Below are 23074 nucleotides of genomic sequence, written 5' to 3' on the forward strand. Positions count from 1 at the left end.
CGCCCAGGGTTCATGCACGGTGAGGAACCTTCGAGGTGTGCGAATCGTGATGGTGGCCGAGACTTTCCTGCCGCAGATCAATGGCGTGGCGAACACGGCTCGCCATGTCGCCGACCGGCTGCGCGCCCGTGGGCACGCACTGCTGATCATCGCCCCCGGACCAGGCCCGGACGCGTACGGCGACGTACCGGTGATCCGCGCCCGCAGCTTCCGGACGCCCGGCTACAAGGAATACCCGGTCGGCCTGCCGGACCCGTCGATCGAGCGCGCGATGGCCGACTTCAAGCCGGACCTCGTGCACCTCGCCTCGCCGTTCATCATCGGCGCGTACGGCCTGCGCGCGGCCCGCAAGCTCGGGCTGCCGACGGTCGCGATCTTCCAGACCGATATCGCCGGCTTCGCCCGCCAGTACCCCTGGTACGCCGCCGCCGACCGCGGCATCTGGCGCTGGGTGAGCCGCACGCACTCGCGTGCCGATCGCACCCTGGCGCCCTCGACCTCGGCCGTCGACGCGCTGGTGCAGCGCGGCGTACCGCGGGTGTACCGGTGGGGCCGCGGCGTAAACCTCGACCTGTTCGACCCGTCGAACCGCGACGAGCAGTGGCGCCGCGAGATCTCCCCCGACGGCAAGCCGATCGTCGGGTACGTCGGCCGCCTGGCCGCGGAGAAGAAGGTCCGCCGACTCGCCGAGCTGACCGACCTGGACTGCCGGATCGTCGTCGTCGGCGACGGCCCGGACCGCGCCTCGCTGGAGAACGCGTTGCCGACGGCAACCTTCCTCGGGATGCGCCGCGGCGCCGACCTGGCCGCGATCTTCGCCGGGCTGGACGTGTTCGTGCACACCGGTGAGCACGAGACGTTCTGCCAGACGATCCAGGAGGCGCAGGCCTCCGGCGTGGCGACCGTCGGCCCGGCCGCGGGCGGACCGCTGGACCTGATCCACCCGGGTGAGAACGGCCTGCTGTTCGAGCCCGGCCGGGCCGGATCGCTGCGCGACCAGGTGAAGATCATGCTGGACCACCCGGCCGCACGCAGCCGGATGGCGGCCAGTGGCCTGGAACGCGTCCAGTCCCGGACCTGGCCGGCGGTGGTCGACGACCTGGTCGACCGGCACTACGCCGAGGTCCTGCGTGAGGCAGCGGCGATCCGGCGGGTCGCGTGACGGGGCTGCGGATCGCCCAACTGGCGAACTTCGTCGGACCGACCTCCGGCGGCATGCGGACCGCGATCGAGCAGATCGGCCGCGGGTACGTCGAGGCCGGCGCCGAGCGGATCGTGATCACGCCGGGCGAGCGCGACGAGATCGCCGAGACCGAGTTCGGCACGGTGGTCCGGGTGAAGGCGCCGAAGGTGAGCGGCGGGTACCGCCTCATCACGAACCCGTGGAACGTGATCGACGTACTGAAGAAGTTCGGGCCGACCACGGTCGAGATCTCGGACAAGTCGACGCTGCTCCCGGTCGCGCGCTGGGCCCGGCGCAACGACATCGGCACGATCCTGTTCAGCCATGAGCGCCTGGACGCGATGCTGGCGCTGGGCTCGGCCCGTCCCGGGCAGCTCGGCGGCCACGACGTACTGCGTCCCGGCCGGATGCTCGGCGAAGTCAGCCAGCGCACGAGCCGCTGGACCGGTGAGAGCGTCCAGCGCCGGGCCGAGGGTGTGAAGGCCAGCCAACTCCACGTGGTCGCGACCGTGGCCGCGCTCTACCGGATCCTCAGCCGCACGTACGACGCCGTGGTGGTCACATCCCGCTACGCGGCCGCGGAGTTCGACGAAGTGACGACGCCGCTGGTCCGGATCCCGCTCGGGGTTGACCTGGAGACCTTCCACCCGTCCCGGGCCAAGCCGGTCGACGACGGCGTACTCAAGCTGGTCCACGCCGGCCGGCTGTCACGGGAGAAGAGCCCGCACCTCGCGGTCGCCACCGCGGTCGAGCTGCACCGCCGCGGCGTGAAGCTCCAGATGGACGTGTACGGCACGGGCCCGCACCTGGACGAGCTGATCGAGATCGCCGGATCCGCGCCGATCACCTTCCACGGGTACGTCGACGGTCGCCAGACCCTGGCCAGGCATCTCGCCGAGGCCGACATCGCGCTGTCCGTCTGCCCCGGCGAGACCTTCGGCCTGGCGGTCCTGGAGGCTCTCGCCGCCGGTACGCCGGTCGTCACCGCGAACACCGGCGGCGCCCGCGAACTCGTCGACGAAACCTGCGGCCGCTGGGAGGCAGCCAACCCGTCCGCCCTGGCCGACGCAGTCCTGGCCCTGGCGAACGTCCCCGGCCGCCGAGCCGCCGCCCGCCACCGCGCCGAACGCTACGAATGGCAGACCTGCGTCAACCGCATGCTCACCCTCCACCACCGCCTCAGCCAGACCCGCATCGCCGCCTAGAAAAACAACCCAGAACCCCAGCGCAGAGCTCTCGACGAAACGACCAAAGAAGAAGAGAAGAGTTCTGGAGTGGTGGCTCGCTTCGGTGACCGGCTGACTGAGGATTTATTCAGAGGTCTCGGGCGACCCCTCAGGGAAGAGATTGAAGGAAAGACCAGGAAAGAAAAGACATTTAGAGATGTGGCTGGCCCCAGCGGTCAGCCGCAAGTCGTCCGATCGCCGAGTCGTGGAGAACGGTTGTGAGAATCTGCCGTGATCCACGACTCGGCGTTCGGGGTGAGAACCGTTCGCCACGACTCGGCGGGCTGTGGATGACGCGAGCAGGCGGGGCGGCCGTCGGCGGGCCGCGTCGCGCGGGCAGATCCTCACGGCTGACCGCGGAAGTCAGCCACCTCTCTATATCTTCTTCTTTCCTCCTCTTGTTTCTTCTTTCCTTTTGTTGGTCTTTTCCCTATCGCTTCGTTGAAGATCTGCTCGTGGATCAGGTCAGGTGGTCGTAGTCGCCGCGGACCCAGGCTGCGTGGCGGTCCGCGGAGCGGCGTACGACGGCTTTGGCGTCGACCGGGATCGAGGCGCCGAAGTTGTTGTAGAGGCGGTCGTACTCGTAGGGGTCGAGGGAGCGGGCGACCCGGTCGACGACCGCGCCGGACAGCGGGATGCGGTTCGGGTAGCTGCGCATGAAGCTCACCGACGTGCGGTCGGGGTTGGCGAAGATCGTGTCGCCGGACAGGATCACACCCTTGCCCTCGGCACCGTTCTGCCAGTGCACGACCGCGCTGCCTGGGAAGTGACCGCCGGGTTGGAGAACGGTCACTCCGGGTAGCGGCGTCAGCTTGCCCGACCAGGTCCGGATCACCGGGTCCTGGCGGGCGACCCATTCCTTGTCGGCCTCCGCGACATACACCGGTACGTCGCCGAGCCGGTGACTCCATTCGACCTGGACGCCGTACATGTGCGGATGGCTGGCGATGATCCCGACCACCTCGCCGTACGAGCGGACCCGGCGGACGGCGTCGTCGTCGAGGTACCCGATCGGGTCCCAGAGCAGGTTGCCCCCGTCGGTGACGACCAGCATCGACTGCTGCCCGATGCCGACCGGCGGCTTCGAGCGGACGCCGTACAGGTTCGGCTCGACTTCGTCGATGGTCACCTCGGTCCCGGCCAGCTCCTCGAGCGTGGTCCAGTGCTGCCCATCGGCAGGCACCCACTGCCGCTCGTCCGCACAGATCGCACACACCTCGACCTGCTCGGAATGCTCGACCGCACAGGTCGCGCAGATCCAGAAACTCACTGTAGTTCTCCCCTCGGTTCTGATGTGCCGCAAGCCAATGGGTTCAAGCTCGGTTGAAGTCAAGGCTGGACGCGACCGAGATCACATCGGTCGCGATCGATGTCACATCTGTCAGGACATTTCACCTCATCCAGCGGGTCTAGCATCAAGACGACCTGGCGTTCTCGACGAGGAGGATCTGGTGCCCAGCAAACCAGCCGGCACGCTGTACCGCGGCCGGGAGGGCATGTGGTCGTGGGTCGCACACCGCATCACCGGTGTCGGCATCTTCTTCTTCCTGCTGGTGCACGTGCTGGACACCGCCCTGGTCAGGGTCTCGCCGCACGCGTACAACGAGGTCATCGGCACCTACAAGAACCCGGTCGTCGGCCTGCTCGAGGTCGGGCTGGTGGCGGCGATCCTGTTCCACGCCTTCAACGGCATCCGGCTGATCCTGATCGACTTCTGGGCCAAGGGCCCGCGGTACCAGCGCCAGTTGATGATCGGCGTCGGCGTGATCTGGGTCGTGCTGTTCGTCCCGTTCGTCATCCGCCATCTGACCCACGTGTTCGGAGGCTGAGATGAGCGAGATCGCCCAGCCACGCAGCAGCTCCCGGGCCCGCAACCTGAAGGGCGGCGGCCGGAACCGCTCCGGCCAGACCAACTTCGAGCTGTACAGCTGGCTGTTCATGCGGCTGTCCGGGCTCGCCCTCGTCATCCTCGTGCTCGGGCACCTGTTCGTGAACCTGATGCTCGGCGGCGGGATCACCGCGCTGGACTTCGGCTTCGTGGCCGGCAAGTGGGCCAACCCGCTCTGGCAGGTGTGGGACCTGCTGATGCTGTGGCTGGCGATGCTGCACGGCTCGAACGGGCTGCGCACGATCATCAACGACTACGCCGAGAAGGACCAGACCCGGTTCTGGCTGAAGGCGCTGCTGATCACGGCGGCGCTGGTGATCGTCGTCCTCGGCACCCTGGTGATCTTCACCTTCGACCCGTGCCTCGACCCCAACTCCACATTGTCTGTCTGTAAGTAAGGAAGTCATGCAGGTCCATCAGTACGACGTCATCATCGTCGGCGCGGGCGGCGCGGGAATGCGGGCCGCTCTCGAGTCGAGCAAGCGGACCCGGACCGCCGTACTCACCAAGCTCTACCCGACCCGGTCGCACACCGGCGCGGCCCAGGGCGGCATGTGCGCCGCGCTGGCCAACGTCGAGGAGGACAACTGGGAGTGGCACACCTTCGACACGGTCAAGGGCGGAGACTTCCTGGTCGACCAGGACGCGGCCGAGGTGATGTGCCGCGAGGCCGTCGACGCGGTCCTCGACCTGGAGAAGATGGGCCTGCCGTTCAACCGGACCGCCGAGGGCAAGATCGACCAGCGGTTCTTCGGCGGCCACACCCGCAACCACGGCGAGGCCGTCGTCCGGCGGTCCTGCTTCGCGGCCGACCGGACCGGTCACATGATCCTGCAGACGCTGTACCAGCAGTGCATCAAGCAGAACGTCGAATTCTTCAACGAGTACTACGTTCTCGACCTGCTGATGACCGACGGCAAGGCGAGCGGCGTGGTCGCGTACGAGCTGGCCACCGGCGAGCTGCACGTGTTCTCGGCCAAGTCCGTGATCTTCGCGTCCGGCGGCTTCGGCAAGGTCTTCCGTACGACGTCCAACGCGCACACGCTGACCGGCGACGGCATGGGCATCGTCTGGCGCAAGGGCCTGCCGCTGGAGGACATGGAGTTCTTCCAGTTCCACCCGACCGGCCTGGCGGGTCTCGGCGTACTGCTGTCGGAGGCGGCCCGCGGTGAGGGCGGCATCCTGCGGAACAAGGACAACGAGCGGTTCATGGAGCGGTACGCACCGACCGTGAAGGACCTGGCGCCGCGGGACATGGTCGCCCGCGCGATGGCCAACGAGGTACGCGAGGGCCGCGGCTGCGGTCCGGACGGCGCCTACGTGATGCTCGACCTGACTCACCTCGAGCCCGCGCATATCGACGCGAAGCTGCCGGACATCACCGAGTTCGCGCGCACGTACCTGGGCGTGGAGCCCTACACCGAGCAGATCCCGGTGTTCCCGACCGCGCACTACGCGATGGGCGGCATCCCGACCAACATCAAGGGCGAGGCGCTGGCCAACAACGACGACGTGATCCCGGGCCTGTACGCCGCCGGCGAGGTCGCCTGCGTCTCGGTGCACGGCGCGAACCGCCTCGGCACGAACTCGCTGCTCGACATCAACGTGTTCGGCCGGCGGGCCGGTATCGCGGCCGCGGAGTACGCCGAGACCGCGGTCTTCGAGGAGCTCCCCGCGGAGCCGGAGAAGTACGTCGTGGAGCTCGTCGAGGGCCTGCGCAACTCGACCGGCGAGGAGCGGATCGCGGCGATCCGGTCCGACCTGCAGGCGACGATGGACCTGAACGCGCAGGTGTACCGGACCGAGGGCTCGCTCAAGCAGGCGCTGGTCGACATCGAGGCGCTCAAGCTGCGGTTCGCGAACGTCGCCGTCCAGGACAAGGGCAAGCGGTTCAACACCGACCTGCTCGAGGCGGTCGAGCTCGGCTTCCTGATCGATCTGGCCGAGGTCCTGGTGGTGTCGGCGCTGGAGCGCAAGGAGTCCCGCGGCGGGCACTTCCGCGAGGACTACGCGACCCGCGACGACGTCAACTTCATGCGGCACACGATGGCGTACCGCGAGGTAGATGCCGACGGCAACGAGACGATCCGGCTCGACTACAAACCGGTCGTCCAGACCCGTTACAAGCCGATGGAGCGCAAGTACTGATGGACGTCAAGGTCAAGATCCTGCGGTACAACCCCGAGGTCGTCGACGAGGCCGAGTGGAAGACGTACTCGGTCACGCTGCAGCCGACCGACCGGGTGCTGGACGCGCTGCACAAGATCAAGTGGGAGCAGGACGGCACGCTGACGTTCCGCCGGTCCTGCGCGCACGGGGTGTGCGGCTCGGATGCGATGCGGATCAACGGCCGGAACCGGCTGGCCTGCAAGACGCTGATCAAGGACCTGAACCCGGACAAGGAGATCACCGTCGAGCCGATCAAGGGCCTGACGGTGCTCAAGGACCTGGTCGTCGACATGGACCCGTTCTTCGAGGCGTACCGCGCGGTGATGCCGTTCCTGGTCACCAGCGGTCACGAGCCGACCCGGGAGCGGATCCAGTCCCAGGCCGACCGGGACCGGTTCGACGACACCACGAAGTGCATCCTGTGCGCCGCGTGCACGACGTCCTGCCCGGTGTTCTGGTCCGACGGCCAGTACTTCGGCCCGCAGGCGATCGTCGGCGCGCACCGGTTCATCTTCGACAGCCGTGACGAGGGCACCGAGCAGCGGCTGGAGATCCTCAACGACAAGGAAGGCGTCTGGCGCTGCCGGACCACCTTCAACTGCACCGACGCCTGCCCCCGCGGCATCGAGGTCACCAAGGCCATCCAGGAAGTGAAGCGCGCACTCATCTTCCGCCGGGTGTGATCGGTCGCCCCGGCGGTCGCATAAACTCTGACCCGGCCAATTCGAGAGCCACGCAGCCTCTGCCCTCGCGAGGACAGAGGCTGCTCGTCAGCCCGGGGGGTGATTGTGCAGCAGCGCGTTCGTGAGTACGTCGACCGCTACTACCCCCGGCTGGTCGACGCGTTGGAGCGCTGCGGCATCCCCCGGAGCAGGCCGCCGCTGCTTGTGCTCGGCGTACTGGCCGCCGTGCTGTCCGTGGTCGCGACGAGCGTGCTCTGGGTCTCACACCGGATCGACGCCAACTCGGGGCCGGTGGCCATCGAGCCCGCGTCCGCCGGGCGGCCCGGGACGGCCGTAGTGAACGCCGAGCGGGCGCAGGTGCTGTCGATGACGATGGTGACGCGGAACCGCTGGGCGGCCGGCTGGTCCGACTGTGCGAGCGGCCCGAACTGCCGGTACGCCGCCGTACTCGATCGCGACGGCGCCCGCGCGACCTCGCCGGAGTGGCCGGTCCCGTACGCGACGCTGTCGACCGGCGACGACGCGATCGCGGTCGCCCCGCCGCGCGAGGGCACGCTCACCGGGGACACCACGATGATGTTCCGGATGACGTACGACGGCCCGGTGCTCACCCGGCTGCGGTACCGGCTGTCCACGTCGACGTTCGAGCCCGGCGAGATCCTGACCGACCAGGTCGTGCCGGGGCGGATCGTGGTGGTGAACCCCAAGGAGTCCTCGGTCCGGATGCTCGACACCCGTGGCACCCGGTCGCCGGTCTGCGACACGAGCGGGCGGTGCTGGGTGCTGTCCGGGGTCGGGCGGACCGACATCCTGTGGACCGACAACGGCGGGAAGAGCTGGCAGTCGCAGGCGCTCGACAACCGCAACCAACTCGGGAAGCTCGCGGTCAGCCCGGACGGGCAAACCGTGGTGACGACGTCGGTCATCGTCGGCGACAGCGGGCAGGCGGTCTCGAAGATGCGCATCTCGAACGACCGCGGGGCGACCTGGACGCTCGTCCAGCACCCGCCGCAGAGCCTGAACACGCCGCCGCTCGCGTTCGACGACGGTACGGCGATGATGCTCGGTGGCCGGCTGAACGACCGGCCGCGGCTGTACCGGGTGCGGGACGGCGCGGCCGATCTCGACCGCGGGTACCCGGGTGACCTGGCGGATCTCGCCGGGGACGAGCACTTGATGTACGGGTTCGAAGTGCCGAAGCGGCGTACGACGGAGGTAGTGCTGAGCACCGACGAGGGCGCCACCTGGACGAAGTTCGCGCCTCGCTAGTCGAGCTGTGCGGTATCTCAGTGGTGCATGGCGGCGCCCTTGAGCACCTTGTCGACCGCGTTCTTCGGCCCGTAGCAGGCTATCCCGACCAGGTCGAGATCAGCGGTCGACACCGCCTTCACCGCCGCGCGATTGTCGCGGTCATTGCCTGTGGCAAACAAATCCTGGGTGAAGACCGTGTGCTCGATCTCGCGGCGGAGCGCGCGCTCGTGGGCCGTCGCCATGAACTCCTTGCTGCCCTCGAACACCAGCACCGGCTGCCGGAACATCGGCAGGTAGCCGGTCCCGTCGGCATCTTCGTAGGGCTCACCCACGACCTCCGGGTGCGTCGCCGCGATCCCGCTGACCAGGAACGCGGTCACGTTCAACCGCTGCCACACCGCCAGATCGTCGCGCAACAGCACGGCGATCTTCGTATCAAATCTGATCGGCTCATCCACAGAACCGATCCTCACCCGCGACCGCGCCGACGGTCTTGTAGGTTTTAAGCCTCTCCGGCCTTCGTCAGCAGTTTGTGCAGGGTCGCCCGCTCGGCCGCACTCAACGGGCTGAGCGACTCGGTGAGGACGGACTCGAGGATCTTGCCGCCGGCTCGGCGGATGCGCTCGCCCTCCGGGGTCAGCGCGTGGCGTACGGCGCGGCCGCGGCCATCGACGCGCTCGATCAGGCCGCGGGCGATCATCCGGGTGGCCAGCGAGCCCATCGACTGATCGGTCTGGAACGTGCGCTGGGCGAGGTCGTGGAGCGACGCGTCCGGGGCCTCGTGCAGCCGGCGGAGCACGTCCCATTGCGGCAGCGAGACGTCGAGCTCGGCGAGCCGCTTGCTCGCCTCGGTGTGATGACGCCACTGCAACCGCTTGACCGCGATCCCGATGTCCTGCACGGAAGGCTCCACGGCGGTCACAATAGCAGGTTGTTTATATAAGGATACTGATCTAAGGTTCCTTATATGCAGATCTTCGAGGAGCACGGCAGCGGCCGGCCAGTCCTGTTACTTCACGGGGGTGGCGGTCCGCAGACCGTCGCGCCCTTCGGCGTCCGCCTGGCGGCCGAGCTGCCCGCCCACGTCGTCGTACCCACCCATCCCGGCTTCGGCGGGACCCCGCGGCCCGACGACCTCACCACGATCGCCGGACTTGCCGCGGCGTACGCCGGCCTGCTCGACCGGCTCGGGCTCGAGAACGTGCTGGTGATCGGCAACTCGATCGGCGGCTGGATCGCGGCCGAGCTCGCCCTGCTCGACTCGCCCCGGGTCACCGAGCTGGTGATCGTCGACGGCGTCGGCCTGCAGGTCCCCGGCCATCCGGTCGCCGACTTCTTCTCGTTGACGTTCCCCGAACTGGCTGATCTCAGCTACTACAACCCCGACGCCTTCCGCATCGATCCGAGCGCCTTGCCCCCGGAAGCCCAGGCTCAACTAGCCGGCAACCGAGCGGCCCTGGCCGTCTATGCCGCAACGATGGAGGACCCCACGCTCGAGGCCCGCCTGGCCGCGATCACCATCCCGACCACGGTCATCTGGGGCGACAGCGACCGCATCGGTGATCCCACCTACGGCCGCGCTTACGCCGATGCCATCCCCGGCGCCACCTTCGAACTCCTCGAGAACACCGGCCACCTCCCCCAGCTGGAGAGCCCCGACCTCCTCCTGAAGGTCCTCAGCAGTACGGCGGGTTCGAGGTGACGGCTGTGCAGACGCGCAGGAACAGGTTGAAGAGGCGGTAGAGCTGGATCATGTCGCCTTGGACGGTCACCGTGCGGTCGTCGTGTCGCTCGACGCCCGGGATGGCGGCCAGGTGCAGAGCAACGGACGCCGACTGCCAGCGGACCGTCAGGCGGTGGCCTGCGTGGTCGTCGGACGGTGCCGGCAGGTTGGCCAGAGCCTGCGTCGCGGTGGTCTCGATGGCCTCGCGCGCCTCGGCAACCGGGACCAGTTGAGCCGCGAAGCGGTCCTTGGCGAACTTGACCGGGACGGTGGCGACCGTCGGGTCCCACGCCTTCGTCTCGTCGCAGGCAGCGTCGTCACCGGTCAGCAGAGCAACGGGTACGCCGTACGCCGCTGCCGCCGCGTGCAGCAGGCCGATCTCGCCGGTCGGGCGGTCGTCGAGCCAGATGTCCTCGATCTCGTGCCCCATGAAGCTGTGGCTCAGTACGCCGAGCACACCGGCGCGAGCGTGGAAGCCGATGCACAGCACGGCGTCGTACTCAGGCGACAGGCCCTCGATCATGCCCATCGGCTTCGGACGACCCTTGATCAGGCGGGCGCGCGGATCGAGAAGGTCCGGGAGCAGATTGCGCATCGGGCCGTGCGCGTCGTTGACCAGCACGGCGGTCGCGCCGGCGGCGTACGCACCACGGATGGCCGCGTTCACGTCCTCCGTCATCATCACCCGGCTACGTTCGTAGTCCCGCCCCGGCGGCTGCACGTCCTCCGCGTCAACCAGCCCGGTGATGCCTTCCATATCCGCACTGACATAAACCTTCACGCCCAGAAGCGTATGTTCTGACTATGAGCAGCGGCGCCGTGGTCCGGGCGTGGCGGCCTGGGCTGGCCGGGGTCGTCGAGGTGTTGCATGCCCATTTCCCGTCGCATGCGTACCCGACGCACACCCACGATGCGTGGACGGTGCTGATCGTCGACGAAGGCGCGGTCCGGTACGACCTGGACCACCGGGAGCACGGTCTGGCCCAGGCGCAGGTCTCGCTGTTGCCGCCGCATGTACCGCACGACGGGCGGTCGGTCCTGCCGCAGGGGTTCCGGAAGCGGGTCCTGTATCTGGCGCCTGATCGGCTCGGCGGCGACCATCTGATCGGCGCGGCCGTCGATCAACCGGAGTACGTCGACCCGCTGCTCAGGCATCGGATCCATCAACTGCACGGAGTGCTCCGTGACGGCAAGGAGGATCTGGAGGCGCAGAGCCGGCTGACGCTGATCGAGGAACGGCTGTCGCAGCACCTACTGCGCAGCGTGGTCGCTCCACCGGATCGCTCCGACTCCGGCGTGGCCGCCAAGCTGCGTGAACTGCTGGACTCGAAGGTGACCGACGGGATCACGCTGGAGGACGCGGCCAAGGTGGTCCATGCGCATCCGGCGCATCTGGTGCGGGCGTTCAGCCGCGAGTACGGCATGCCGCCGCACCGGTACCTCACCGGCAGGCGGGTCGATCTCGCCCGGCGGTACCTGCTCGACGGGCATCCGGCCGCCGAGGTGGCGACGCTGGCCGGGTTCTACGACCAGTCACATCTCAACCGGCACTTCCGGAAACTGCTCGGTGTCACACCGGCGAGCTTTGTGAAGCCTTAGCCGCCTTGTACGCGCGCACACCCCAGGTGCCGAGCATTACGGCGATCAGCAGGTTCACGATGACCAGGATCGTGTGCGCCACGTAGTACCCGGTCGGGCGACCCTCGGTGTCGATCAGCGCCTTGATGAACCGCAGATAGGTGATGACGTTCCAGGCCGCGATCGCGAGCAGGACCAACGCATGTTTCCGTTCGAGTTTCACCTAGCCATTGTGACCAGGGCGGTCCACCGTCCGGAGCAGCTGGGTGCGGTTGGCGACCCCGAAGCGCCGGTACAGGCGGGTCAGCTGGGACTCGACCGCCTTCACCGACAGGTACAGCGCCGCGGCGATCTCGCGGTTCGTCGAGCCGTCGCGGACCATCGAGACGATCTGCTGCTCGTTGTCCGTCAGCTCCGACGGCTGCCGGCTCCGGCTCGGTACGTCGAGGCGGGCCAGCTCGGTCTCGGCCACCTCGCGCCAGGCGGGAGCGCCGTACGCCTCGAACTGCTCGATCGCGTCCAGAAAAGCGGTCCGCGCGACCGAGCGGCGACGAGCCTGCCGGGCGACCCGGCCGCGGGTGAGCTCGCAGCGGGCGAGGTCGAGCGGGTAGACCCGGTCGCCCGCCGTACTGATCGTCTTCTCCAGCAGGTCCAGGGCCGCGGCCGGGTCGCCCTGCTTGGCGATCAGCAGGGCCTCGGAGCGGGCCAGGCCGATCATGATCACTTCACGGTCGAGGTTCTCGGCGCGGGTCCGGATCTCGGCGATCAGTGCGGCCGCGTCGTCCAGCCGGCCGGCCGCGACCAGCGCCTCCGCGTAGTCCGCGTGCCACGGGATCACGGCCGGGTCGTACGGCATCGCGGCCTCGCCCGACTCCGCGATCGCGTCGAAGGACTCGACTGCCCGCTGCGGATCGCCGGTCAGCACGGCCATCAGCCCGATGCTCGCGAGCGCCGGGCCGGTCCACTCGTCGTTCCCGACCAGGCGCACGCCTTCCAGCGCGGCCTCGGCGAGCTGCCGGCCCATGGTCGCCGAACCGCCGACCCACTCGGCGCGGCTGGCGATGACCATGCCGACCTCGGCCTCGTCACCGATGTCCTGCATCAGCTGGTAGCACTCGTGCCCGGCCGCCAGCGCGTCCGCGCCGCGCCCGCTGCGTTCGTAGATCGCGGTCGCCGAGATCAGCGCAGACGCCAGCCAGCGCATCGCCCCGTGGTCGCGGACGTCGTCGACCAGCGCGGTGATCCGGGCGATCGCCTCGTCCGTCCGCCCGCGGAACAGCTCCCGCATCGCAGCCATCTGCAGCGCGTTCACCACGGTCTTGGTGAGCGGCAGCCCCTTCGCCAACTCGGCGGCCTGCTCGAGCACGGCGTCCGCGGACTCCTCGGCATCACGCGCGAACAACACCGAGCTCGCGGCGCTCAGCGCGTCGACGATCGCCTCGGTGTCACCAGCCTCACGCGCCAGCGCCTCGGCGACTCGGGCGTCCTCCTGCGCGTCGTCCAGACTGCGGTCGAAGTAATGACTGTGGCTGCGCTCGATCCGCACCCGCGCCTCGAGCCGCTTGTCGCCCTGCGCCGCGGCGAAGGCCTCCGCAAGCAGCTCGACCCGGCGGTCGCGCTCCGGCCAGACCGCGTCCGCGCTCAGCAACAGCGCCGGCACCTTCGTCTCCGGCTTCGTCGCGGCCTGTACGGCGAACTGCGCCATGTCGGCCGACTCGGCCAGATGACCAGCGGCTGCAGCGTCGTCGGAGGCCCGGGTCAGACGGCGGGCGCGGTCGTCCGGCCGCGTGATCGGCGTACGCTCCGCGCTCAACCGCCACAGGGTCGCGGCGGCACCGGGCGCGCCACGGCCGGCCGCGACGGTGGCGGCCTCTTCGATCGCGGCGGCCAGCTCCGGGTCGGCCTCCTGGGTGGCCAGAGCGCGGTGGGTCGCGTTCTCGACGGGCTCGTCGACCACGGCGGCGAGCTGGGCGTGCGCCTGACGACGGGCGGCCGACGTCGCCTCGGCGTACACGAACTCGCGGAGCAACGGGTGGGTAAAGCGCAGCCGCTCGGCCGAGATGTCGATCAGGCCGAGGGATTCGGCCTCGGCCAGGTCGGCCTCGATCGGCCGGTCGAGGGACCGGGCGAGCTGGGTGGTAGTCGGGCGCGGCGACGACGCGGCGTGCAGGAGCAGCTCGTGCGCGGCAGGCTCGAGCGTGGACAGGCGGTCGCCGAGCAGCGTCTTGAGGCGACTCGACACGGGGAGCGGGTCGTTGGGCGAGACGCTCTTCGGATGCCGCAGTACGGCGCGGCCGAGCTCGAGGGCCATGAACGGGTTGCCGGCGCTCGCGGTGAAGATGCGGCGGGCGGTGCGGACCGGGAGCGGGCTCGACAGGCGCTGGCGGAGCAGCGCGAGGACGTCCGGCTCGGTCAACGGCGGGACCTCGAGCTGCAGCACGGGCTCCGGGCACGCGTCGACCATGATCGGCAGATCGCCGTCGGCCACCTGCTCGGTCGCGAGCAGATGCACTCCTTCGGACAGCCGGCGCGCGCAGAACGTGAGCACCTCAAGGCTGGACGGGTCCACCCACTGGATGTCGTCCACGACCAGGAGCACCGGCCCGGTCGTGGCCAGCCGGCGAAGCACGTGCAGTACGGCGAGACGTACGGCGAGCTCGTCCCGCACCGTGTCGGGCGCGCTCGCCTTCAGGAGCGCGACCTCCAGCGGCTGGCGGAGGTGGTCCGGCAGCACCTGCCAGGCGAACTCGAGCTGGTTGGACAGCAGGTCGAGGAGCGTGACGTACGGGAGGCCGGCCTCGGAGTTGGACGGGGCCGCGCTGAGAATCCGGCAGCCCTTTCGGCCGCGGTCCGCGACCAGGGCACGGCCGAGAGCTGACTTGCCGATACCGGTCGGACCGTACAGCAGCACACTGCCGCTGGTCTCGAGCTGCTTGGTAGCACGCTCAACCAGTCCTGCTCGCCCGACCAGTTCGTCGTCAGTCATCTAGCTCCCCGAAGGATTCCCCTCGTTGATTATCACAGGAAACGACCGTTCGACACGGCAAGTGTCACATGCGGAAAGTTGATGGTCACCATCCTGTCACCGACTCTTGCCCAGATCCGAGCAGTCAGAACGGCACGATCGTGCCCCGGCACCGGATGGTCTGCGCTTGTAGACAAAGTTCAACCGCCTGCCGCGATCTTGCGCGACAGGCGGTTGAAAGCAGGACTAGATGGACTCGAGATCTCGTTCGATGGCGGCCAGTTCTTCCTCGCTGCCTTGGACCTTGGGGCCGGTGAACCAGGTGCGGGCGGACAGGAACCAGTACGCCGCCGCGAAGCCGAGCACGACCAGGACCGCGATCGGCGTGTAGTTGAACGTGCTACCGGTGACCGGGCTGACCTGCGGCAGCATGAACAGGACCGTGATGAACGCGACCCACACGATCGCCACGATGCCGATCGGCCGGCTCCAACGGCCGAGGTTCCACGGACCCGGCTGGAAGCGGTCTCCCTGGAGGAGCCGAAGCAGCGTGGGCAGGACATAAGCGATGTAGAGGCCGATCACCGCGATCGACGTGACGGCGGCGTACGCCGTCGCGTTCCACAGGTACGGCAGGCCGAGGACGAACGCACCGGCCGCGGCGAGCCAGATCGCGTTGGTAGGCGTCCGGGTGCGGTGGTTGATCTTGTGCCAGAACTTCGAGCCCGGCAGCGCGCCGTCGCGGGAGAACGCGTAGATCATCCGCGAGTTCGCCGTCACCGACGACATCCCGCAGAACAGCTGCGCCCCGATCACGACCAGCAACAGGATCTTGCCGGTCACCGCACCGACCGCGTCGATGAAGATCTGCGCCGGCGGCACCCCGGTGGAGCTGTGCAGCGCGCCGTCGTAGTTCTGGATCGCGAAGGTCAGGCCGATCAGCAGCACCCAGCCGGCCGCCAACGACACGAGGATCGACATCACGATTCCACGCGGCCCGGAGCGTGCCGCGTCGTGCGTCTCCTCGGTCATGTGCGCCGAGGCGTCGTACCCGGTGAAGGTGTACTGCGCCAGCAGCAGGCCGAGCAGCGCGACGTAGAAGGTCGAACCCCAGCCGGTGTTGTTCACGAAGTGGCCGAACACGAACGACGCGGACTGGTGCTTGTCCGGCACGAAGACCAGCGCGCCGACGATGAACAGCACGCCGACGATGTGCCACCAGACGCTGATGTCGTTCAGCCGGGCGACCAGCTTCACCCCGAACGAGTTCAGCAGGCCGTGCAGCAGCAGGATCAGCCCGAACAGCAGGATCGTGTGGCCCGGTGTCGCACTGAACCCGAACTGCAGATCGAGGAACGCGTTCAGGAAGAAGGCCGCGCCGAAGTCGATGCCGGCCGTCACCGCGACCTGGCCGAGGAAGTTGAACCACCCGGTGAACCAGGACCAGGCCGCGCCGTTCGACGGCGCGAGTTTCGCGGACCAGTAGTACAGACCGCCGGCGGTCGGGTAGCTGGAGCACACCTCCGCCATCGCGAGGCCGACGAACAGCGTCATCAGCCCGACGATCGGCCAGCCCCAGACGATCATCACCGGGCCGCCGGTGTTCATCCCGAACCCGTACAGCGTCAGGCAGCCGGACAGGATCGAGATGATCGTGAACGACACCGCGAAGTTCGAGAACCCGGACATCGTCCGGTTCAGCTCCTGTGCGTAACCCAGTTGATGCAGGCGATCCTCGTCGTCAGTCATTGAGCCTCCTAGACCCAGCCAGACACAGCGCCTCAATGGTCTTCCCCCAGACCTTTACGCAATTGAGGCACCCGGTCCGGCGAGTGTCAAGCAGTCGGGCGATACAGCGGCGCCCGGCGTTGACAGCTCCGGTTAGCATTGAGTCAATGGACTGGAGATAGACCAATAGACTCCGGGAGTGGCCGTGTTGGGTGTGGAGGAGCTGCGCGGGCTGGTCGAGGCCGGTGAGGTCGACACGGTGCTGGTCGCGATCACCGATATGCAGGGGCGCTTGCAGGGCAAGCGGTGCGGCGCTCGGTACTTCCTGGAGGAGGTGCTGAAGCACGGGACCGAAGGGTGCAACTACCTGCTGGCCGTCGACGTGGACATGAACACCGTGGACGGCTACGCGATGTCCTCGTGGGAACGTGGGTACGGCGACATGGTGATGGCGCCCGACCTGGACACACTCCGGCTGGTCCCGTGGCTCGAAGGTACGGCGATGGTGCTGTGCGACGTGCAGTGGCTCGACGGTCAGCCTGTCGTCGCCTCGCCGCGGCAGGTGCTGCGCAAGCAGCTCGACCGGCTGGCGGAGAAGAACCTCGTGGCGTACGTCGGGACCGAGCTCGAGTTCATCGTCTTCGACGACACGTTCGAAACCGCCTGGAACAAGGGCTACGCCGGCCTCACTCCCGCGAACCAGTACAACGTCGACTACTCCCTCGTCGGCACTTCCCGGATCGAGCCACTGCTGCGCGACATCCGCAACGGCATGACCGGCGCAGGCCTGTACGTCGAGTCCGCGAAGGGCGAGTGCAGCCTCGGCCAGCACGAGATCGCCTTCCGGTACGACGAAGCGCTCACCACCTGCGACAACCACTCGATCTACAAGACCGGTGCGAAGGAGATCGCCGCCAAGCACGGCAAGAGCCTCACGTTCATGGCGAAGTACGACGAACGCGAAGGCAACTCCTGCCACATCCACCTGAGCTTCCGCTCGACCGACGGCGATCCCGTCCTCGCCGGTGATCGCGACCACGGCTTCTCGCGGCTGATGGAGCATTACATCGCCGGACAGCTCGCCTGCCTGTCGGAGTTCACCTACCTGCTGGCGCCGAACATCAACTCCTACAAGCGATTCGTCCGCGGCAGCTTCGCCCCGACGGCGGTCGCGTGGGGTCTCGACAACCGCACCTGCTCGCTCCGCGTGGTCGGCCACGGTGACTCGCTCCGGGTCGAGAACCGTCTCCCCGGCGGCGACGTGAATCCGTACCTCGCGGTCGCCGCGATCATCGCCTCCGGCCTGCACGGCATCGAGAACGAGCTGGAGCTCGAGCCCCTACTCGAAGGCAACGCGTACGAGTCCGACAAGGACCACGTGCCGTCCACCCTGCGCGAGGCCGCGGCCCTGTTCACCGGCTCGAAGCTGGCGCGCGAGGCGTTCGGCGACGAGATGGTCGACCACTACACCAACGCGGCGCGGGTCGAGCTCGACGCGTACGACGCCGCCGTCACCGACTGGGAGCGGGTCCGTGGTTTCGAACGACTCTAGGCCGCGCATCGGCATCACGACGTACCTCGAGCCGACCACCTGGGGGATCTGGCAGCGCGAGGCGGCCATCCTGCCGCGGGTCTACCTCGACGCCGTCGCCGCTGCGGGCGGTACGCCGATCCTGTTGCCGCCGGTCGGGACCGATGTCACGGTCCTCGACGTCCTCGACGGGCTGGTCGTGTCCGGCGGCTGCGATGTCGACCCGGCGGCGTACGGCGAGGATGCGCACCCCGAGACCGTCGACACGCGGCCCGGGCGTGACGAGCACGAACGGGTGCTGATCCACGGTGCGCTGGAGCGGGACCTGCCGCTGCTGGCCGTCTGCCGGGGTTTGCAGATGCTCAATGTCACGCTGGGCGGCACGCTTCACCAGCACCTGCCCGACGTCATCGCCGGCGACGACCACCGGGGCGGTCCGGGCGTCTTCGCGAGCACCGAGATCAAGGTCGAGCCCGACTCGCTGGCCGGCCGGATCCTCGGCGACCGCGCGACCGGAAGCTGCTACCACCATCAGGCGCTCGATGTCGTCGCACCCGGCTTGAGGGTCACCGCGCGCTCCGGTGACGGGACGATCGAGGCGGCCGAGGTGGACGGCCACGACTTCGCACTCGGCGTGCAGTGGCACCCGGAAGAGACCCCCGAAGACCTGCGGCTGTTCACCGCGCTGATCAGGAGCACGCAATGACGTACGACGTAGTCAATCCGGCCACCGAGAAGGTGATCCGGACCATAGAGCTCGCCGGTGAGGCGGAAGTGGATGCGGCGATCGCTCGTGCCGCAAAGGCTTTCGAGACCTGGCGGGATGTGACCCCGGCCGATCGCGGCAGGCTGCTGCGCAGGTTCGCCGACGCAGTCGACGCGGATCTGGAGAACCTGGCCGCGCTGGAGGTCGAGAACGCCGGCCACACGATCGGCAACGCCCGCTGGGAGGCGGGCAACGTCCGCGACGTCCTGACGTACTACGCGGCCGCGCCGGAACGCCTGTTCGGCAAGCAGATTCCCGTTGCCGGCGGCATCGATGTGACCTTCCAGGAGCCGCTCGGCGTGGTCGGCGTGATCGTCCCGTGGAACTTCCCGATGCCCATTGCCGGCTGGGGTTTCGCGCCGGCGCTTGCCGCCGGCAACACCGTCGTACTCAAGCCGGCCGAGCTCACCCCGCTGACCGCGATCCGCCTCGGCGAGCTCGCTCTCGAAGCGGGCCTGCCGCCGGGCGTGTTCGAGGTCGTTCCCGGGCCCGGGAAGACGGTCGGGCAGCGGTTCGTCACCCACCCGGCCGTCCGCAAGATCGTCTTCACCGGGTCGACCACGGTCGGCAAGCAGATCATGGCCGGGTGCGCCGACCAGGTGAAGCGGGTGACGCTCGAGCTCGGCGGCAAGTCCGCGAACGTCGTCTTCGCGGACGCGGATCTGGAGAAGGCGGCCGCACAGGCGCCGTACGGCGTGTTCGACAACGCGGGGCAGGACTGTTGCGCGCGGTCGCGGATCCTGGTCGAGCGGACGGCGTACGACCGCTTCATGGAACTGCTCGAGCCCGCGGTGAAGAACTTCAAGGTCGGTGATCCGGGTGATCCGGCGACGGAGATGGGTCCGCTGATCTCTGCCGGGCAACGAGACCAGGTCGCGTCGTACGTCGAGAACCCGGCGTTCCAGGGGACCGCGCCGAGCGGGCCCGGGTTCTGGTTCCCGCCGACGGTGCTCGCGCCTGCTGCCGACCGCGCGATCAAGGAGGAGATCTTCGGGCCGGTCGTCGCGGTGATTCCGTTCGAGGACGAGGCCGACGCGCTGCGGATCGCGAACGACAGCGAGTACGGGCTGTCCGGCTCGATCTGGACCCGCGATGTCGGGCGTGCGATCCGGGTCGGACGCGGCGTCGAGGCCGGCAACCTCTCGATCAACTCGAACTCGTCGGTGCGGTACTCGACGCCGTTCGGCGGCTACAAGCAGTCCGGCCTCGGCCGGGAGCTCGGACCGGACGCGCTGAACGCGTTCACCGAGACCAAGAACATCTTCATTTCCACGGAGGACTGATATGGACGTCAACGCTCACCGGTTGGAAGGCCGGGTCGCAGTCGTGACCGGCGGGGCGAGCGGGATCGGCCTGGCCACGGTACGGCGGCTCGCCGCGGAGGGCGCACACGTCGTGATCGGCGACCTCGATCCGTCCGCGGGCAAGGCCGCCGCAGACGAGGTCGGCGGGCTGTTCGTCGCGACCGACGTCACCGATGCCGCCGCCGTCGAGAACCTGTTCAAGCAGGCCTTCGACACCTACGGAAGCGTCGACATCGCGTTCAACAACGCGGGGATCTCGCCGCCCGACGACGCGTCGATCCTGGACACCGGTCTGGAGGCGTGGCGCAAGGTCCAGGAGGTCAACCTGACCTCGGTGTACCTGTGCTGCAAGGCCGCGATCCCTTATATGCAACGGCAGGGCAAGGGCTCGATCATCAACACCGCCTCGTTCGTCGCGGTGATGGGCGCCGCCACCTCGCAGATCTCGTACTCCGCGTCGAAGGGCGGCGTGCTCGCGATGAGCCGTGAGCTCGGCGTGGAGTTCGCCCGGCAGGGGATCCGGGTGAACGCGCTCTGCCCGGGCCCGGTGAACACGCCGCTGCTCACCGAGCTGTTCGCCAAGGACCCCGAGCGGGCCCAGCGCCGGCTCGTCCACGTCCCGATGGGCCGCTTCGGCGAACCCGACGAGATCGCCGCCGCGGTCGCCTTCCTGGCCAGCGACGACTCGTCGTTCATCACCGCCAACACGTTCCTCGTCGACGGCGGGATCTCCGGCGCCTATGTGACGCCCGTCTAGTGCCCCGCGTCGGAGGTTGTTCGAGTGATTGCGGTGTCCAGGTGCGTGCATCGTGGTGCCGGAGGGGCAGCCTCGATGCTTTTCCATCGTGGCTGTTCCTCCGGTGCCGCGAGGTGCGTGCCTGGGCGCCGCAAGCGCCGAAGAACCTCTGACGCGGGGCACTAGTCTGGGGGCATGGTCGTTCAGGCAGACGAGGCGGTGTTCCGGCCGGTCCGGGCCGGGAACCCGTTCGAGGAGACGGTCGAGCGGTTGCTGCAGGCAATCAAGCTCGGCGTCGTCGTGCCCGGCGACCGGTTGCCGCCGGAGCGCGAGCTCGCGGCCCGGCTGAACGTCAGCCGGGTCACGCTCCGGGAGGCGATCCACGCGCTCACCGAGGCCGGGTACGTCGAGTCCCGCCGCGGCCGGTACGGCGGCACCTTCGTCAACGAGCAGTTGCCGAAACCCCGTCGTACGTCGGCCAGACGGCTCGCCCGCGACCTCGCCGACAGCCTCGACGACGCCCTCACGCTGCGGCTCGTGCTGGAGACCGGCGCCGCGGAGGCCGCCGCGACCCGCGCCCTGAGCGACGCCGAACGCGACCATCTCGAGCGTTGTCTCGCCGACACGTCGGCCGCCCGGCTAGCCGACTACCGCCGCCTCGACTCCCGCCTCCACCTCGCGATCGCCGAGGTAACCGGCTCCCCGTCACTCACGTCCGCGATGGCCGACGTCCGCATGCGCCTGAACGAACTCCTCGACGCAATCCCCCTCCTCGAACGCAACATCCACCACTCCAACGAACAACACGCAGCGATCGTCCACGCAATCCTCACCGGCCACCCGAACGCCGCCCGCCAGGCGATGCAAGAACACCTAGCCGGCACCGAAGCCCTCCTCCGAGCCTTCCTGGAGTAAGCACCCCGGGACCGGCAGATGTCCCGTGGTGGCTTGTAAGGAAAGGTTGAGGAAAGAACAGAAGAAGAGAGAAGTCCCAGGCAGGTCTTCAAGCGAGATTTGGAGTGGTGGCTGCCTTCGCCGGTCAGCCGGAGGTTTGGCTGTGCGACGCGAGCCCGACGGCCATACCAGGATTTCCATCTCAGGCTGGCCTGCATCATCCACAACTTCGCCGAGTCGTGGCGAACGGCTCCGATCCCGAACGCCGAGTCGTGGATCCCGGCAGATTTTCTCAACCACTCTCCACGACTCGGCGAGCGGGCCGGGTCAACTGCTCGCGGTTGGCATCGTGATCCGCCGCCCCCGTCGGCGCTGTGGTGCCGTGGCACTGGGGGGTCAGGGAATGGGTTGGCAGTTGGCGGGGTGGTGGGGAAAATCGGCGGATTCGGCCGCACCGCCCAAGCGGCCCGATTCTGGAGGACCGCTATGCGATCTTTCGTTACCCGTCCCCGCGCCTTGGCCGTTCTGTTGGCTGGTACGGCGCTTGCATTCAGCCCGCTGGCGGGGCAGGCGACAGCTCAGTTGCCTGCCAACCAGACCGGGAACCCGGCCTGTTTCACGCCGGAGGACGGAGCCGCCGCACGTGGCGGCTTCGGTGCCGACCACCGCGAACTGTCGGCGGCCGAGCAGAAGTCCATCGACGCCAAGACGGCGGCGATCCTGAAGGCCAAGCAGGCCCGTGGACTCGCGCCGACGGCCGGCAAACTCGCCGCGGCCAGCGTGCCGGTGTACGTGCACGTCATGCTCAGCACCTCCGGCGCCGGCGACGTCACCTCGACCCAGATCAACCAGCAGATCGCCGAGCTGAACCAGGACTACGCGGGTCAGGAGTCGTCGCAGGCCGCGAACACCGGCTTCACGTTCTACCTGGCCGGCACCGACCGGTTCAAGAACAACAACTGGCACCAGGACCGCCAGAGCACGCAGTACCGGTCACAAACGCGCATGGGTGGTAAGAACGCCCTGAACATCTGGCTGGTCGACTTCTCGTACCTCGGCATCGCGACGTTCCCGTGGGACTACGCGAGCAACCCGAGCATCGACGGTATCCGGGTGCAGTACAGCTCGCTGCCCGGCGGCTCGGCGACCAACTACAACCTCGGCAAGACCGCGTCCCACGAGGCCGGCCACTGGTTCGGGCTCTACCACACGTTCCAGGGCGGCTGCACGAGCACGAATGACTCGGTGGCCGACACGCCAGCCCAGAGCAGCCCCTCCAGCGGCTGCCCGACCGGCCGGGACTCCTGCTCGCTGTCCGGGCTGGACCCGATCCACAACTACATGGATTACTCCTACGACTCCTGCTACAACCAGTTCACGCCCGGCCAGTCAACCCGCATGAGCAACATGTGGACGGCCTACCGCGCCTGATCAAGGACAGAGACCCGA

At 68.4% G+C, this 23074-nt stretch carries 22 protein-coding genes; 15 read left to right on the forward strand and 7 right to left on the reverse strand.

What is annotated here, in order from left to right; genetic code table 11:
• Nucleotides 1-49 precede the first annotated feature (49 nt).
• Together ABT313_RS05670 and ABT313_RS05675 are read left to right on the forward strand one after the other, a co-directional pair.
• Nucleotides 50-1162, forward strand: coding sequence for a glycosyltransferase family 4 protein (locus ABT313_RS05670; RefSeq protein ID WP_350849045.1), 1113 nt, complete (start codon nucleotides 50-52; stop codon nucleotides 1160-1162).
• Nucleotides 1159-2388 (forward strand): glycosyltransferase, encoded by a 1230-nt coding sequence (locus ABT313_RS05675; protein WP_350849047.1) that lies wholly within the window; start codon nucleotides 1159-1161, stop codon nucleotides 2386-2388. Before ABT313_RS05670 ends, ABT313_RS05675 begins: the two co-directional genes overlap by 4 nt.
• Nucleotides 2389-2869: 481 nt before the next feature.
• On the opposite strand, the gene ABT313_RS05680 is transcribed toward ABT313_RS05675, so the two are convergent.
• Nucleotides 2870-3679: an MBL fold metallo-hydrolase gene (locus ABT313_RS05680; RefSeq protein WP_350849049.1), complete on the reverse strand. Its 810-nt coding sequence runs from the start codon at nucleotides 3677-3679 to the stop codon at nucleotides 2870-2872.
• A gap of 181 nt (nucleotides 3680-3860) precedes the next feature.
• Here ABT313_RS05680 and sdhC point away from each other — a divergent pair, with 181 nt between their 5' ends.
• From sdhC to ABT313_RS05705, 5 genes are all read left to right on the forward strand, one after another.
• Nucleotides 3861-4238 (forward strand): succinate dehydrogenase, cytochrome b556 subunit, encoded by a 378-nt coding sequence (gene sdhC / locus ABT313_RS05685; protein ID WP_134105324.1) that lies wholly within the window; start codon nucleotides 3861-3863, stop codon nucleotides 4236-4238.
• 1 nt (nucleotide 4239) lies between these two features.
• On the forward strand, nucleotides 4240-4695 hold the full coding sequence (locus ABT313_RS05690; RefSeq protein WP_350849051.1) for a succinate dehydrogenase hydrophobic membrane anchor subunit: 456 nt from the start codon (nucleotides 4240-4242) through the stop codon (nucleotides 4693-4695).
• Between the two features lie 7 nt (nucleotides 4696-4702).
• On the forward strand, nucleotides 4703-6445 hold the full coding sequence (gene sdhA / locus ABT313_RS05695; RefSeq protein WP_350849053.1) for a succinate dehydrogenase flavoprotein subunit: 1743 nt from the start codon (nucleotides 4703-4705) through the stop codon (nucleotides 6443-6445).
• On the forward strand, nucleotides 6445-7149 hold the full coding sequence (locus ABT313_RS05700) for a succinate dehydrogenase iron-sulfur subunit (RefSeq protein ID WP_134105327.1): 705 nt from the start codon (nucleotides 6445-6447) through the stop codon (nucleotides 7147-7149). Before sdhA ends, ABT313_RS05700 begins: the two co-directional genes overlap by 1 nt.
• A 105-nt stretch (nucleotides 7150-7254) precedes the next feature.
• Entirely contained in the window at nucleotides 7255-8418 is a 1164-nt protein-coding gene (locus ABT313_RS05705) for a WD40/YVTN/BNR-like repeat-containing protein (protein ID WP_350849056.1), read from the forward strand.
• A 17-nt stretch (nucleotides 8419-8435) separates the two neighbouring features.
• On the opposite strand, the gene ABT313_RS05710 is transcribed toward ABT313_RS05705, so the two are convergent.
• Together ABT313_RS05710 and ABT313_RS05715 are read right to left on the reverse strand one after the other, a co-directional pair.
• A complete protein-coding gene (locus ABT313_RS05710; protein ID WP_350849058.1) occupies nucleotides 8436-8858 on the reverse strand; it encodes a DUF2000 family protein in 423 nt (140 codons plus the stop codon).
• A 44-nt stretch (nucleotides 8859-8902) separates the two neighbouring features.
• Nucleotides 8903-9313 (reverse strand): MarR family winged helix-turn-helix transcriptional regulator, encoded by a 411-nt coding sequence (locus tag ABT313_RS05715; RefSeq protein WP_350849060.1) that lies wholly within the window; start codon nucleotides 9311-9313, stop codon nucleotides 8903-8905.
• Nucleotides 9314-9367: 54 nt separating this feature from the next.
• On the opposite strand from ABT313_RS05715, the gene ABT313_RS05720 reads away from it, so the two are divergent.
• The gene (locus tag ABT313_RS05720) at nucleotides 9368-10102 is read left to right on the forward strand and encodes an alpha/beta fold hydrolase (RefSeq protein ID WP_350849062.1); all 735 of its coding nucleotides are present in this window, start codon (nucleotides 9368-9370) and stop codon (nucleotides 10100-10102) included.
• Here the strand turns inward: ABT313_RS05720 and ABT313_RS05725 are convergent.
• Nucleotides 10077-10904: a M55 family metallopeptidase gene (locus ABT313_RS05725; protein WP_350849064.1), complete on the reverse strand. Its 828-nt coding sequence runs from the start codon at nucleotides 10902-10904 to the stop codon at nucleotides 10077-10079. The two genes, ABT313_RS05720 and ABT313_RS05725, sit on opposite strands and share 26 nt — an antisense overlap.
• A gap of 23 nt (nucleotides 10905-10927) precedes the next feature.
• Here ABT313_RS05725 and ABT313_RS05730 point away from each other — a divergent pair, with 23 nt between their 5' ends.
• Entirely contained in the window at nucleotides 10928-11722 is a 795-nt protein-coding gene (locus tag ABT313_RS05730) for a helix-turn-helix transcriptional regulator (protein WP_350849066.1), read from the forward strand.
• On the opposite strand, the gene ABT313_RS05735 is transcribed toward ABT313_RS05730, so the two are convergent.
• The 3 genes from ABT313_RS05735 to ABT313_RS05745 form a co-directional block, all read right to left on the reverse strand.
• Nucleotides 11694-11924: an SCO4848 family membrane protein gene (locus ABT313_RS05735; protein ID WP_350849068.1), complete on the reverse strand. Its 231-nt coding sequence runs from the start codon at nucleotides 11922-11924 to the stop codon at nucleotides 11694-11696. The two genes, ABT313_RS05730 and ABT313_RS05735, sit on opposite strands and share 29 nt — an antisense overlap.
• The gene (locus tag ABT313_RS05740; protein WP_350849070.1) at nucleotides 11925-14687 is read right to left on the reverse strand and encodes a helix-turn-helix transcriptional regulator; all 2763 of its coding nucleotides are present in this window, start codon (nucleotides 14685-14687) and stop codon (nucleotides 11925-11927) included. It lies immediately after the preceding gene.
• A gap of 225 nt (nucleotides 14688-14912) precedes the next feature.
• Nucleotides 14913-16415 carry an amino acid permease gene (locus ABT313_RS05745; protein ID WP_350849072.1) on the reverse strand — a complete coding sequence of 501 codons (1503 nt, stop codon included), beginning with the start codon at nucleotides 16413-16415 and terminating at the stop codon, nucleotides 14913-14915.
• Nucleotides 16416-16593: 178 nt separating this feature from the next.
• Here ABT313_RS05745 and ABT313_RS05750 point away from each other — a divergent pair, with 178 nt between their 5' ends.
• The 6 genes from ABT313_RS05750 (at nucleotide 16594) to ABT313_RS05775 (ending at nucleotide 23056) form a co-directional block, all read left to right on the forward strand.
• Nucleotides 16594-17946, forward strand: a complete 1353-nt coding sequence (locus ABT313_RS05750) for a glutamine synthetase family protein (protein ID WP_350849074.1) — start codon at nucleotides 16594-16596, stop codon at nucleotides 17944-17946.
• A complete protein-coding gene (locus tag ABT313_RS05755) occupies nucleotides 17927-18631 on the forward strand; it encodes a gamma-glutamyl-gamma-aminobutyrate hydrolase family protein (protein ID WP_350849076.1) in 705 nt (234 codons plus the stop codon). Before ABT313_RS05750 ends, ABT313_RS05755 begins: the two co-directional genes overlap by 20 nt.
• Nucleotides 18628-19974, forward strand: coding sequence for an aldehyde dehydrogenase family protein (locus tag ABT313_RS05760; protein WP_350849078.1), 1347 nt, complete (start codon nucleotides 18628-18630; stop codon nucleotides 19972-19974). Before ABT313_RS05755 ends, ABT313_RS05760 begins: the two co-directional genes overlap by 4 nt.
• Before the next feature lies 1 nt (nucleotide 19975).
• On the forward strand, nucleotides 19976-20752 hold the full coding sequence (locus tag ABT313_RS05765) for a 3-oxoacyl-ACP reductase (RefSeq protein ID WP_350849080.1): 777 nt from the start codon (nucleotides 19976-19978) through the stop codon (nucleotides 20750-20752).
• A 174-nt stretch (nucleotides 20753-20926) separates the two neighbouring features.
• Nucleotides 20927-21646: a FadR/GntR family transcriptional regulator gene (locus ABT313_RS05770; RefSeq protein WP_350849082.1), complete on the forward strand. Its 720-nt coding sequence runs from the start codon at nucleotides 20927-20929 to the stop codon at nucleotides 21644-21646.
• A 465-nt stretch (nucleotides 21647-22111) separates the two neighbouring features.
• Nucleotides 22112-23056: a zinc metalloprotease gene (locus ABT313_RS05775; protein ID WP_350849085.1), complete on the forward strand. Its 945-nt coding sequence runs from the start codon at nucleotides 22112-22114 to the stop codon at nucleotides 23054-23056.
• Nucleotides 23057-23074 lie beyond the last annotated feature (18 nt).

Source organism: Kribbella sp. NPDC000426 (assembly GCF_040300265.1).
Classification (GTDB): Bacteria; Actinomycetota; Actinomycetes; order Propionibacteriales; family Kribbellaceae; genus Kribbella.

Bases quoted from the DNA above. Each gene is read 5' to 3' on its own strand.
- ABT313_RS05770 (WP_350849082.1), top strand. From the start codon at position 20,927: ATGGTCGTTCAGGCAGACGAGGCGGTGTTCCGGCCGGTCCGGGCCGGG.
- ABT313_RS05745 (WP_350849072.1), bottom strand. From the start codon at position 16,415: ATGACTGACGACGAGGATCGCCTGCATCAACTGGGTTACGCACAGGAG.
- ABT313_RS05700 (WP_134105327.1), top strand. From the start codon at position 6,445: ATGGACGTCAAGGTCAAGATCCTGCGGTACAACCCCGAGGTCGTCGAC.
- ABT313_RS05690 (WP_350849051.1), top strand. From the start codon at position 4,240: ATGAGCGAGATCGCCCAGCCACGCAGCAGCTCCCGGGCCCGCAACCTG.
- ABT313_RS05775 (WP_350849085.1), top strand. From the start codon at position 22,112: ATGCGATCTTTCGTTACCCGTCCCCGCGCCTTGGCCGTTCTGTTGGCT.
- ABT313_RS05740 (WP_350849070.1), bottom strand. From the start codon at position 14,687: ATGACTGACGACGAACTGGTCGGGCGAGCAGGACTGGTTGAGCGTGCT.
- ABT313_RS05765 (WP_350849080.1), top strand. From the start codon at position 19,976: ATGGACGTCAACGCTCACCGGTTGGAAGGCCGGGTCGCAGTCGTGACC.
- ABT313_RS05730 (WP_350849066.1), top strand. From the start codon at position 10,928: ATGAGCAGCGGCGCCGTGGTCCGGGCGTGGCGGCCTGGGCTGGCCGGG.
- ABT313_RS05720 (WP_350849062.1), top strand. From the start codon at position 9,368: ATGCAGATCTTCGAGGAGCACGGCAGCGGCCGGCCAGTCCTGTTACTT.
- ABT313_RS05760 (WP_350849078.1), top strand. From the start codon at position 18,628: ATGACGTACGACGTAGTCAATCCGGCCACCGAGAAGGTGATCCGGACC.
- sdhA (WP_350849053.1), top strand. From the start codon at position 4,703: ATGCAGGTCCATCAGTACGACGTCATCATCGTCGGCGCGGGCGGCGCG.
- ABT313_RS05670 (WP_350849045.1), top strand. From the start codon at position 50: ATGGTGGCCGAGACTTTCCTGCCGCAGATCAATGGCGTGGCGAACACG.